The following is a 12,765-nucleotide window of genomic DNA, read 5'->3' on the forward strand; positions in this document are numbered from 1 at the left end:
ATAAAACAAAAAAAAGCCACTGAAAATCAGTGGCTTAATATTAAATATAATCAGGCAATAAATTACAGAACGTCGACCGCGTTCAGCTCTTTAAATGCTTTTTCCAAACGAGCAATCATGGTGCTTTGTGCAGCACGCAGCCATGCACGTGGATCATAGTACTTTTTGTTTGGCTTATCAGCGCCATCTGGGTTGCCCAGTTGACCTTGCAGGTAAGCTTCGTTCGTTTTGTAGTAACCCAGAACACCTTCCCATGTTGCCCACTGGGTATCGGTATCGATGTTCATTTTCACTACGCCGTAACTGATAGATTCAGAGATCTCTTCTGCAGTAGAACCTGAACCACCGTGGAATACGAAGTCTAGGCTTTTTGCTGGCAGACCGAATTTCTCAGAGACGAACTTTTGAGAAGCATCCAGAATAGATGGAGTCAGCTTCACGTTACCTGGCTTGTACACGCCGTGTACGTTACCGAAAGAGGCCGCGATAGTGAAACGTGGGCTGATTGCGCTCAGACGCTCGTAAGCGTAAGCCACATCTTCTGGTTGAGTGTACAGCGATGATTGGTCCAAATGGCTGTTGTCTACGCCATCTTCTTCACCACCAGTGCAACCAAGTTCCAGTTCCAGAGTCATGTTCATTTTCGCCATACGAGTCAGGTACTCGCAGCAAATGTCGATGTTCTCTTCCAGTGACTCTTCTGACAAATCCAGCATGTGAGAAGAGAACAGTGGCTTACCGGTTTGTGCAAAGTGCTTTTCACCGGCATCTAGCAGGCCATCGATCCACGGCAGCAGTTTTTTCGCTGCATGGTCAGTGTGCAGAATAACCGGCACACCGTAGGCTTCAGCAACTGCATGAACGTGCTGCGCACCTGTGATTGCACCCAGAATCGCTGCTTGCTGGCCTTCAAGTTTCAGACCTTTGCCCGCGAAGAACTGAGCACCACCGTTAGAGAATTGAACGATAACTGGCGCACGAACTTTCGCTGCAGCTTCCAGTACGGCGTTAACAGAGTCAGTACCTACTACGTTTACCGCAGGCAGAGCAAATTGGTTCGCTTTTGCAACTACAAAAACTTTCTGTACGTCATCGCCAGTGATAACGCCTGGTTTTACGAAATCGAAAATTTTAGACATGTTCCTAGTCCTGTATCGTCAGCCGTGATTAAATCAATAAGACGTTTGCGCTGATTATTGATAATAATCAGCCACAAAGAGCGGGAGGCATTTGCCTCCCGTCGGTAATATTACGCTTTAGCGCGCGCTTCGAGCATCGCTACTGCTGGTAAAACTTTACCTTCAACGAACTCAAGGAAAGCACCGCCGCCGGTAGAGATGTAAGAGACTTGATCAGCAATACCAAACTTGTCGATAGCGGCCAGAGTATCGCCACCGCCTGCAATAGAGAATGCTGGTGATGCGGCGATTGCGCGCGCGATCACTTCAGTACCTTTTGCAAACTGGTCAAACTCAAACACGCCCACTGGGCCGTTCCACAAAATAGTTTTCGCTTTCATGATGATCTCAGCCAGCACTTCTGCAGAGTCTGGGCCGATATCAAAGATCATGTCATCATCAGATACATCACTAACCGCTTTGATAGTTGCAGGTGTAGTTTCAGAGAACTCTTTACCCACAACAACATCAGTGGTTACTGGAATATCGCACTCAGCGGCCAACTTCTTGGCAGTATCAAGTAAGTCAGCTTCACACAGGGATTTACCCACGTTGTGACCTGCCGCAGCGATAAAGGTGTTAGCAATACCACCACCGACAACCAGCTGATCAGCAATTTTAGACAGTGACTCAAGAACGGTCAGTTTGGTTGATACTTTTGAACCGCCTACGATAGCGATCATCGGGCGAGCAGGCTCTTTCATCGCCTTGCCCAGCGCATCAAGCTCTGCTGACAGCAGCGGGCCTGAACAAGCGATAGGAGCGAATTTTGCTACGCCGTGGGTAGAAGCTTGTGCGCGGTGCGCAGTACCAAAAGCATCCATCACAAAAACATCACACAGTGCTGCATATTTCTTTGACAGCGCTTCGTCGTCTTTTTTCTCGCCTTTGTTGAAGCGAACGTTTTCCAGCACAACCAGTTCACCGGCTGCAACATCAACGCCATCAAGGTAGTCTTTTGCCAGACGCACAGGTGCATCCAGTACATCTTTCAGATAGTTTACAACAGGCAGTAAAGAGAACTCTTCGTTGTACTCACCTTCAGTCGGACGACCTAAGTGAGACGTGACCATGACAGATGCGCCTTGTTTCAGGGCCAGTTCAATCGTCGGGAGAGAAGCACGGATACGTGCATCAGAGGTCACTTTGCCCTCTTTTACAGGTACGTTCAGGTCAGCACGGATCAGTACACGTTTTCCAGCCAGTTCCAGATCAGTCATGTTAATAACAGACATGGTGAGTCCTCTTTTTAATTCCATGAAGATTTTAAATGCAGACGGTAAAAGTCATCATAGTGCGAAACACTGTGGCTATTTTGCCGGTATCTACACGTTAACAATCAGTATCGTTTACAACCCTATCTCTGCCATAACACGTGTGGTATCCAACATTCGGTTGGCAAACCCCCACTCGTTATCGCACCAGACCAGCGTTTTCACCAACCGCTGCCCACTGACGCGGGTTTGTGTTCCATCCACAATAGCGCTATGGCTATCGTGATTAAAATCAATCGAAACTAAAGGTGCTTCAGTATAGTCAACTATACCATGTAATGCGGTTTGCGCCGCCCGTTGCAGGGCCTGGTTTACGTTGCAAACTTTCACATCCGTGCTCAATGTCACACTTAAATCCATCGCGGTGACATTTATTGTGGGCACTCGCACAGCGATAGCTTCAAATCTGTCGGAAAATTTCGGAAAAATCCGTTCAATGCCTTTCGCCAATTTGGTATCTACCGGAATAATTGACTGGCTTGCCGCTCGTGCCCGACGCAAATCGGTATGGTAAGCATCTATCACCGGTTGATCGTGCATGGCCGAGTGAATCGTGGTTATCGTGCCGGAGTTAATACCGAACGCATCATCTAACACCTTAATAATCGGTACGATGCAGTTGGTGGTACAAGAGCCATTCGAGACTATCTTATCGCTAGCCCGTAACTGGGTATGATTCACACCATAAATAACGGTTGCATCAATATCATTATCCGCCGGATGCGAAAAAAGCACTTTCTTCGCCCCTGCTTGCAGATGCAGCTCACCGTCAGCCCTGCTACCAAACTTTCCGGTACAATCAAGCACGATATCAACGTTTAATTGCGCCCACGGCAGTTGCGCTAACTCACGGATATGTAATAGCTGAATCGTATCACCTTCTATGGATAATGTCTCTTCCTCTGCGCGCACGCAGCAAGAAAAACGCCCGTGTGTGGAGTCATATTGCAGTAAATGCGCAATGCCGGCCGGATCGGCTAACTCATTGATTGCTACAATTTGAATCAGCTCACGCTGACCGCTTTCATACAAAGCGCGAACAATACTGCGGCCAATGCGGCCAAAACCATTAATTGCAACCCGAATTGCCATGCAGTGTTCCTTAAAAGTGGTTTTCCCTAAACACATTTTCTAAACAAAAAAAGCTGCCTAAGGCAGCTCTTTGTTGAAAATAGGGGGAAAAATACAGGGTAAAGCTCACCGCCATGCAAGGCGATAACGGTAAGCTTTTGCCATTAACATTATGTTAATTACAGGATCTCTTTCGCTTTTGCGACCACATTTTCTACGGTGAAACCAAACTCTTTAAACAGCAGTTCAGCCGGTGCTGACTCACCAAAGGTAGTCATACCGACAATACGGCCACCAAAACCGACATATTTGTACCAGAAATCAGCAATTCCAGCTTCAACAGCAACACGCGCTGTAACCGCTGCTGGCAGAACAGATTCACGGTAAGCGGCATCTTGCTTATCAAACACATCGGTTGCCGGCATTGAAACTACGCGAACCTGACGGCCTTCGGCAGTAAGTTGCTCAGCCGCTTGCATTGCCAGCTCAACTTCTGAACCGGTTGCAATGAAGATCAGCTCCGGTGTGCCGGTGCAATCTTTGAGGACATAACCGCCACGGGCAACATCGGCCAGTTGAGTCGCGTTACGATCCATCTGCGCCAGATTCTGACGGGAGAAAATCAGCGCTGATGGGCCATCTTGACGCTCAATAGCGTATTTCCACGCCACTGCAGATTCAACCTGATCACACGGACGCCATGTGCTCATGTTTGGTGTCAGACGCAAAGAGGCAATTTGCTCAACCGGTTGGTGAGTTGGGCCATCTTCACCCAGACCGATAGAGTCATGGGTATACACAAAAATAGCGCGTTTCTTCATCAGCGCGGCCATACGCAGAGCATTACGGGCATATTCCATAAACATCAGAAAAGTTGCGCCGTAAGGAATGAAACCACCGTGCAGCGCGATGCCGTTCATAATGGCTGACATACCGAACTCACGCACACCGTAGTGAATGTAGTTACCGGCCATATCGTTGCCGCTGACCGATTTAGAGCCAGACCACATGGTCAGGTTAGACGGTGCTAAGTCAGCAGAACCACCCATAAACTCCGGCAGCAATTTACCGAACGCTTCGAGTGTATTTTGTGATGCTTTACGGCTAGCAATTTTCGCCGGATTCGCTTGCAGATGCTCAATGAACTGGGTAGATGCTTGTGCCCAGTTAGCTGGCAGTTCGCCTTTGATTACGCGGCGTTCAAATTCAGCGGCCAGCTCAGGGAATGCAGCGCGGTAAGCGGCAAATTGTGCATCCCACTGCTGCTCTTTTGCTGTGCCTTGCTCTTTGGCATCCCACTGCGCATAAATATCACTTGGGATAACAAAAGGCTCTTCTTTCCAGCCCAAGAACTCACGTGCTGCAGCAATTTCTTTATCACCCAGCGGTGAACCGTGGCAGTCGTGCGAACCGGATTTATTTGGTGAACCAAAACCAATGATGGTTTTGCAGATGATCAGTGATGGCTTATCCGTTACCGCACGCGCTTCTTCAACTGCGGCTTTAATTGCGGTTGCATTGTGACCATCAACACCACGGATAACATGCCAGCCATACGCTTCAAAACGCATGCCGGTATCATCAGTGAACCAGCCTTCTACATGGCCATCGATAGAGATACCGTTATCATCATAGAACGCAACCAGTTTGCCCAGACCCAGCGTACCGGCCAGTGAACAAGCTTCGTGTGAAATACCTTCCATCATGCAGCCATCACCCAAGAAGCAGTAGGTGAAGTGGTCAACAATGTCGTGGCCTGGGCGGTTAAACTGTGCCGCCAGCGCTTTTTCCGCCATTGCCATACCCACCGCATTGGTAATGCCCTGACCTAAAGGGCCAGTGGTGGTTTCAATACCCGGTGCATAGCCATATTCAGGGTGGCCTGGGGTACGTGAATGCAGTTGACGGAACTGCTTCAAATCATCAATAGACAGATCGTAACCGCTCAGGTGCAGCAGGCTGTAAATCAGCATTGAACCATGGCCGTTAGAGAGGATAAAACGGTCGCGATCAGCCCATGCTGGGTTGGTCGGGTTGTGCTTTAAAAAATCACGCCACAGAACTTCGGCAATGTCGGCCATTCCCATAGGAGCGCCGGGGTGACCCGAGTTGGCTTTTTGTACGGCATCCATACTCAGTACACGGATGGCATTAGCAAGTTCTTTGCGAGAAGGCATTTTCTACTCCTGAAAATTAGCAGGGCGGAAGGACAAAACACGAAATAGGGAATCATTTTCTCAGAGTCGCCATTAAAACGGCAAGTGCAGACCCAATAACGTGCCAGTGATCACGTTTTTATATTATAAATGCACTGTTACCGACATAAAAACAAGCGTCAGATCGATTCAGCCAATTGTAATGAGTGCGAATTGCCGCAGCAATGGCCCCAACAGATTGCAGCCATTACCGGTAAAAAATAATACGTAACGCTGATCTGAAAATCGTATCGGTTAAAAAGCAAACAGTAACAACAAACGCAAAAAAAAGGGAAGAAAGACCTGTTAACAGGATAAAGTGCTGTGCCAGAGAACCCCATCTGGACAACCCAATGAAGCCGAACTTAACGAGGCAGAGCGTAAGAATATAGAACTCAGCTAGATAAAACTCAGCGATGCGGATAATAAAAAACCCGCAGTAGCGGGCTTTTTATTACATTTAGCATTTAGATTGCGCGTGAAAATGCTTCAATCCACTCGCGGGCGGTAAGCTCGGGTTCAGGATGCGAGGTAGCATCTAACTCTAAACGCTCTTGTATCCGCTGCGCGCCCTGCTCATGCAGCAAAGTATCAAACTGTTTGCCTGCACCGCAGAAGGTTTCATAGCTGCTATCACCGAGTGCTATCACGCCATACCGCAATTTAGGTTGCCACAATCCGGTATCTTGCATAGCGAGGTATAACGGGGCAATTGTATCGGGCAAATCTCCTTGCCCAGTGGTTGAGGTGACCACCAACACCACGGCTTCCAAGTATTGTTGCCAATCTTCGAGCGAACCTTCTTCATAGATGTTCGCATCGTGTCCGGCAACACGTAAAATCCGTTCGGCTTCATCGGCAACCAATTGCGCGTTTCCATACACAGTTCCGACAAAAATCCCCACCCTGGCCATGCAGTTTCCTTTTGTTAGGTATTTCAACCATCCTGCCGTGTTGCGGGGTGTTGTGCAAGTCGATTACGTCACAGGATCTTACACAGACCAGTCAAATTGTTGCATCAGGTGTTGCCATGTTTCATCCAACGGTGCAGTGATGTGTAATAGCTCGCCCGTTACCGGATGATTGAGCGTCAATTCACTGGCATGCAGCATCAAACGGCCTGCACCAAAATTAGCTTTCAGGGCGCGGTTTTGCTTTAAATCACCGTGGCTTGAATCGCCCATAATCGGATGGCGCAAATGGGCCATATGGCGGCGCAACTGATGCTTCCGGCCGGTTTCAGGTTTTAGCTCAACCAAACTGTAACGCGTGGTTTCATAGCGCCCCGCCGGATACGGTGTTTCTACTTTAGCCAGCGCACGGTAATGCGTAACGGCAGGCTGCGCGGTACGCTCTTGGCTGGCAAATTTATCGGCAATCTTATCAAGCTCTTCAACCAGCGGATAATCGAGTACCGCTTCCCCCTCAAGATAGCCGCGAACCACCGCATGGTAGGTTTTCTTTATTTGCTGCTGTTCAAACATGCCGGACAAGGTACGAGCAACCTCACTCGACAGTGCCATCAGCAAAATACCGGATGTCGGGCGATCAAGGCGATGCACGGTAAAAACATGCTGGCCAATCTGGTTACGTACCGTCTGCATCACCACCACTTTTTCATGGCGATCAAGCCAGCTTCGATGCACCAGCCACCCTGCCGGTTTGTTTATCGCGATAATGTGTTCATCCTGATACAAAATCGGCAAGGTAATATCCGGATCAACAGGCGTGTTAAACGCTTCGCTCTCTTCTGATTCAGAGGAGATCACGCTATCAGGCAACTCGGTAGAGGTTAACGGGTTCAACGGTACAGACTCTGGCATCAGGCTTCTCGCGTAAACAGACGGTCAAGCTCCTGCAATGGAGCTAATAACAGGGAAATGTGTGGATGATTTTTTAACGCCTCTTCCACATAAGGTGCAATGGAAAAACGCGCTGGGAAAGGGGCTTTCGCATCAAGCAGCGCTTGCATACGTGGCATAAATACCCACTGCAACCACTGCTCTGCCGACATAGTATCAATGCTAAACGGCTCAGTGCTTTTAAACGCAGCAGCCTCAGGCGGCATGGCCTGCCACAAATCAAGCGTAACCAGTGCTTGCTGAATATTATCTAATAATAAAGATGCATGTTGATAGCGATCCATCATCACCTCTGGGTTAAAAAAGGGCGGCCAAGCATATCACCGAACCGTTATCCTCCCTATAATTTAGCATTTAACGCTAACTTGCCCGAGCAGATATCCCGCCATGACAGCAGCACTGACCGAACTACTGACCTTTGCCGATGTGAATGCAACCTTTTACGACTTAGGCCGCCGCCCGCATCCACTGGCTTTACCCACTTTTTCGTTGCTGGAAAATCAGCAGCGGCCTTACCCTTATCCACTACGCGGACAGGCTAGGCTGGCCCTGATTTGTACACCACATGCCAACCTCTCTTTATCTTCTGAATCTTCTGAAAAAACCATGTCGGGCGATAACCAAGCAAAAACCACCAATACCGATGACGCAACAACCGCTGACACAGCCGAACCCTGTATCTGGTTTTTAACGCTGTCACTCGATGAAAATGGCATGCTGATCCCCGAAGAGTGTGCCCGTTTTGCCCGCCTGTTACAGCACACTTTGGGCAACAAGCTGGAGAAAATACCCAGCGAAGAGGATAAAAAAGCCCTTGCCGAGCATCCACAGCACTGGCAACCGAGCCCCGAGCGGATGGCGATGTTTCATGCGCGGTTGTCACACTCGCATCAGCAAGCGCCTTCGCGTTTTTATCTGCCGGCACAACGCTATCTTTCCGGTGAGCTGGGCTGGCAGCAGTGGCAGGATGTAGGGTTGCAGGGGTTGGCAGAGGTGATCACGCGTGATCGCACCAGTCAGCATCAGATCATGCTGTGTCGGGCTATCAATGCGATGCCGAGCATTCCGTTGCAGGCGTTATGTTTGTGTCTTGAGCAGACTGAGATCAGTGCTGAAGTGGCCGAAATACTGTTTGCACGTTTAACCCGCAGTGCGACGCAAGATGATCAGTTGCTACTGTTGCGGGCTTTGGCATATGCACCTGATTCTGCCGAGCAACAGGCATTTATACAGCACCAGTTACAACACGAGAATGCCGATGCATGGCTGATTGCATTAACAGCCCGCTTACCACACCGGTTAAGTTCACCAGCACTGTTACAGCCCTATTTACAAGCACTAGGAAACTCAGCACTGTTTGAGCAACTCTACCCTGAAGTGATCACCCAGCCGTTGTTACGGCAGCAGATTTTTACGCTGTTACAGCAAAAACAGGCACCCGAATCACTGACCAATGCCCTGATTAAATTGCATAAAAAGCTGCATTGATTAGAGATGAGATAAAGCGATAGTGACAGTAAAAGAAATAGAAATGTAGAAATAGAGAAAGGGATACCGTTTCCGGCATCCCTTTCTGGTCTTGCTACAGCTTATCCTGCTGCACAGGTGCTCCCTGCATCACTCCGTGATAAGCATCAAATCCGTTGATGTGTTCCTTGTGATCCCCGCATCCGTGGGGCTGTCCTTTACGCTATCCTGGCGTGTCATCCTGAGCCATCCTTGCGCTACCAGACTTCATGTCTGATGCCCTTCTCCGTCCTGGAGGTGTCCTTAAGCTTCATCCTAAAGCGTCCACTTCCTCATCCTGAGGCAGCATCCTAAACTTCATCCTGAAGTGTATCCTTGTATCGTCCTTAACCGCTCACATCCTGTCAGCGCACCCGAATCCTTACGGGGGAATCCTTTTTCTTCTCTTCCTGAGAAAGCCTGTTTTCCTAAAGGCTATCGAATTCGTTTCGATGAGCTAATCATACCCACTTACAGGCTCAGCTCAATGCACTTATCACAAGATGAAAAAAATCATTTCAGGATATTTCTTATGGCTTTTAATATAACCTAATGATTTCAAATAATTTATTAAGATAACTCTTTTTAGGTACTCACATGCTTTATAGGGATATTCCCACAGTCTTTGTAAGAAATATCCTACACAAAAGTAAGACATTGACCATTTTAAACATGAGCGTTACCGGTAACTTGTCAAGACCAAAAATAGACAAACTGAGGGTTTAATGACTTATGTAGCACAAAATGTTTGTTTATTGGTTATTTTTACGGTTAACCCGCCGTGAACAGAGGGTGTTTTGACGCAAGAAAAAGAGAACATGATGTGCTTTTATTGGTACGGGTGTTACATCAGGGTAAATACCGAAATATAGCAAGAGATAAGCAGAAGAATATATGAGATAGAAAATAGAAGAAGGGGTACCGCACTGCGATACCCCCTCAGGTCTAGCTACAGCTTATCCTGCTGCAAAGCGTGCTCCCTGCATCACTCCTTGAAACTCACCCCATCCTCGGGCTTGTCCTTTGATCTTCAATCCGTGAAGCTGTCCGTTCGTCATCCTGACGATCTTCCTTGTGCCATTCCTTGCGCTGCCGCTTACATCCTTGAATCGGCTCACTTCTCCGTCCTGGAGGTGTCCCTGACTTCATCCTGAAGTTATCCGTAACCCCATCCTGAGGCGTGTTCCCTGCACGCCATCCTGACGTGTGTCCTGTGTCATCCTTAACCCATCAGCATCCCGTTGATGGCCTCGGCATTGCTGCTGAGTGTTCCTGTTAGATATCCATTTCCGGTGAATTCATCCTGAACTCTTGATGGGTCATCCTGACGCCATCGCCGTACTCCTTGGCGTGTCCTTGTTGTTTTGCATTTCTGCAGCGCCGCATCCTGTCGACGTGGTTAAGATTACCCTTCCCTAATTTTTCTACAAGGCGCTGTTTGATTTTATATGTATTATGTATTCGATTTCAATTCAGTTTATTTTCACTAATATATTGATTTATATGTATATATATTTTTGTATAGCGATGTAACCGTTCAAAACCTTTATTTGTTGTCTTACAGTGTTTGTAGGATATATCGCACACCAAACATGGCTTATCTCTGGTAAATATCCGTTGATGTTTTGATATAAGTCAACCCACTGCGCACAATCTGCTAAATCGGTATGAAGCAACTGGATCTATATATGCCGCTCTGTGCTGTTAATATCCCCCAAAAGTATGCTTGAATGCGGTATAGCACTCAGATTGCAGCAGCCTTGGCCTGTACGCAAAACAGACAATTATGATAGTGCGATAAATAAACAGCCCGTTAAGAGAGGAATAATAGATGAACGAGGTGGCGCAGGCTTTGTTGCAGTTAAAGCGTGAGGGAAAAACGCCTTCGGTTGCATTAATTAAGGGGCGTTTGTCTACACCGGTGCCGTTACCGGTGATTGTGAATATGCTGGCAAAAGATAAGGCCAATACACTGCACGAGGCGATGTTGTTGCCGGAGGATGCTGAACCCATACAGGGTGTTGCCGAGCTGACCGAGCGGATTCGAGTGCTTGAACAGCACGTTGCAACATTACAACGTGCTGTAGCGGATTTGCAGCAAGGATAAATGAAAGGTGCTTACAGTACGGCAATGTGCGGTGTTAAACCGGCCAGAAAATCAGACAGGTTATCGGCCACACGGATACGCTGCCCGGTGCCGAGGGTTTCGAGCAGAATTTCGCCGGTGATGTTGCACAGCGAGATGATCTGCATGTCGTCATCGGTAAGGGCAAGGAACAGGGTCGGGCTCTGTTTGAGCCGCCGCTGGGTAACAAGGTGGCCAATCTGGTTTTCCAGCATGCGGGGAAAGTCATCATGGCTCCAGACTTGCAGCAGTGTTAGGGAGTTTCCTTGCCACTGTGCGGCCATATCACCGGCAAACTGAGCCGAAAAATAGGCATGGGCTTCGGCACGGATCTGGATATTGAGTGCTTGTTCTACAGAGTAAAGTGCTGGGTTTGCGGTGTGAATACCGGGCCTAACCGGTTGCCAGTAAAGGCTATTTTCTGCCGTGCGCGCAATACAGGGTGAGGCTATCCCCAGCAGGCTTTCACTTTCCGGCAGGGTTTGTTGTTCTGCCTTCCAGTGCTGTAGGTAACGGTCAGTAAAGTGTATCAATGCTTGTGTGCTGTATGGCTCACCGATTGGGTTGTCTTGTGACATATTTTGTGGGCTTGGTAGGGGCATTATCTTACTCTGAATTTAGGTTACACTGCAGATGATTGTAACTGACACAGAGCAGATGTAATGAGTAAATACGATAAGGATCCGGCACTGTCAGCACTGACATTGGGTAAAAAAACCGATTATTGTGATCACTATTCACCTGAATTATTGCAGGGCGTTCCGCGGGCACTGAACCGTGACGATCTGGCACTAGGGCTGAATCTGCCGTTTCACGGGGAAGATCTCTGGACACTGTATGAGCTATCTTGGCTCAATGCACAGGGCCTGCCGCAAGTAGCCATTGGCGATGTGCGCGTTCCGGCAACCAGCCGCAATCTGATTGAGTCAAAAAGCTTTAAGTTGTATCTGAATAGCTTTAATCAGAGCCAGTTTGCGGATTGGGATGAGGTTCAGGCAAGGTTACAGCGTGATCTGAGTGTCTGTGCTGAGGCTGATGTTGAGGTAGTTTTGCACCGGCTAGCCCAGTATGAGGGGCAATTAATCGGTTCATTCGGTGGTGAGTGTATTGATGAGCAGAATATTACCATTGATCGCTATGATTTTGATGCCGAATATTTACAGGGTGCGGTAAATCCACACGACAATACAGTGGTTGAGGAGATATTGGTCAGCCATTTGCTCAAATCAAATTGCCTTATCACGCATCAGCCTGACTGGGGCTCAGTAAAAATTCACTATCGTGGAAAGCGAATTGATCGCGAGAAGTTATTGCGTTATCTAATCTCATTTCGTAATCACAATGAATTTCATGAACAGTGTGTAGAGCGTATATTTACCGACATTCAACATTTCTGTGCACCTGAATGCTTAACGGTGTTTGCCCGCTATACTCGGCGTGGTGGGCTGGATATCAATCCATTCCGCTCTAATTGGGAAGTGCCCTCTGCTTTTAATATTCGCCTTCCACGTCAATAATATCTTAAATTCTTTGCGGTACGCTTGGTTTCATGTA

11 protein-coding genes are annotated in these 12,765 nt (G+C 48.1%); 3 read left to right on the forward strand and 8 right to left on the reverse strand.

Annotated features, from left to right (window positions below; translation table 11 throughout):
* Positions 1 to 62: 62 nt before the first annotated feature.
* The 7 genes from fbaA to AC1HDJ_RS12680 all read right to left on the reverse strand — a co-directional run bounded on the left by fbaA (position 63) and on the right by AC1HDJ_RS12680 (position 7,864).
* Positions 63 to 1,139 carry a class II fructose-bisphosphate aldolase gene (gene fbaA / locus AC1HDJ_RS12650; protein WP_479536093.1) on the reverse strand — a complete coding sequence of 359 codons (1,077 nt, stop codon included), beginning with the start codon at positions 1,137 to 1,139 and terminating at the stop codon, positions 63 to 65.
* Positions 1,140 to 1,249: 110 nt separating this feature from the next.
* Positions 1,250 to 2,413, reverse strand: a complete 1,164-nt coding sequence (gene pgk, locus AC1HDJ_RS12655) for a phosphoglycerate kinase (RefSeq protein ID WP_479536094.1) — start codon at positions 2,411 to 2,413, stop codon at positions 1,250 to 1,252.
* Positions 2,414 to 2,527: 114 nt separating this feature from the next.
* The gene (gene epd / locus AC1HDJ_RS12660; protein ID WP_479536095.1) at positions 2,528 to 3,544 is read right to left on the reverse strand and encodes an erythrose-4-phosphate dehydrogenase; all 1,017 of its coding nucleotides are present in this window, start codon (positions 3,542 to 3,544) and stop codon (positions 2,528 to 2,530) included.
* Between the two features lie 158 nt (positions 3,545 to 3,702).
* On the reverse strand, positions 3,703 to 5,700 hold the full coding sequence (tkt, locus tag AC1HDJ_RS12665; protein WP_479536096.1) for a transketolase: 1,998 nt from the start codon (positions 5,698 to 5,700) through the stop codon (positions 3,703 to 3,705).
* Positions 5,701 to 6,185: 485 nt separating this feature from the next.
* Positions 6,186 to 6,632 (reverse strand): flavodoxin, encoded by a 447-nt coding sequence (locus tag AC1HDJ_RS12670; RefSeq protein WP_438622807.1) that lies wholly within the window; start codon positions 6,630 to 6,632, stop codon positions 6,186 to 6,188.
* 78 nt (positions 6,633 to 6,710) lie between these two features.
* Entirely contained in the window at positions 6,711 to 7,541 is an 831-nt protein-coding gene (truC, locus tag AC1HDJ_RS12675; RefSeq protein ID WP_479536097.1) for a tRNA pseudouridine(65) synthase TruC, read from the reverse strand.
* Positions 7,541 to 7,864: a YqcC family protein gene (locus AC1HDJ_RS12680; RefSeq protein WP_479537144.1), complete on the reverse strand. Its 324-nt coding sequence runs from the start codon at positions 7,862 to 7,864 to the stop codon at positions 7,541 to 7,543. Before AC1HDJ_RS12680 ends, truC begins: the two co-directional genes overlap by 1 nt.
* Before the next feature lie 103 nt (positions 7,865 to 7,967).
* Between AC1HDJ_RS12680 and AC1HDJ_RS12685 the strand changes: the two genes are divergently transcribed.
* Entirely contained in the window at positions 7,968 to 9,068 is a 1,101-nt protein-coding gene (locus tag AC1HDJ_RS12685) for a DUF3549 family protein (protein ID WP_479536098.1), read from the forward strand.
* A gap of 1,849 nt (positions 9,069 to 10,917) precedes the next feature.
* Positions 10,918 to 11,193 (forward strand): hypothetical protein, encoded by a 276-nt coding sequence (locus tag AC1HDJ_RS12690; RefSeq protein ID WP_479536099.1) that lies wholly within the window; start codon positions 10,918 to 10,920, stop codon positions 11,191 to 11,193.
* Between the two features lie 11 nt (positions 11,194 to 11,204).
* Here the strand turns inward: AC1HDJ_RS12690 and syd are convergent, their stop codons facing one another.
* Entirely contained in the window at positions 11,205 to 11,789 is a 585-nt protein-coding gene (gene syd / locus AC1HDJ_RS12695; RefSeq protein ID WP_479537146.1) for a SecY-interacting protein, read from the reverse strand.
* A gap of 84 nt (positions 11,790 to 11,873) precedes the next feature.
* Between syd and queF the strand changes: the two genes are divergently transcribed.
* Complete coding sequence (queF, locus tag AC1HDJ_RS12700) at positions 11,874 to 12,728, forward strand: NADPH-dependent 7-cyano-7-deazaguanine reductase QueF (RefSeq protein WP_479536100.1); 855 nt, start codon at positions 11,874 to 11,876, stop codon at positions 12,726 to 12,728.
* The last annotated feature ends 37 nt before the right edge of the window (positions 12,729 to 12,765 follow it).

The organism is Plesiomonas sp. ISS29 (assembly GCF_056522795.1).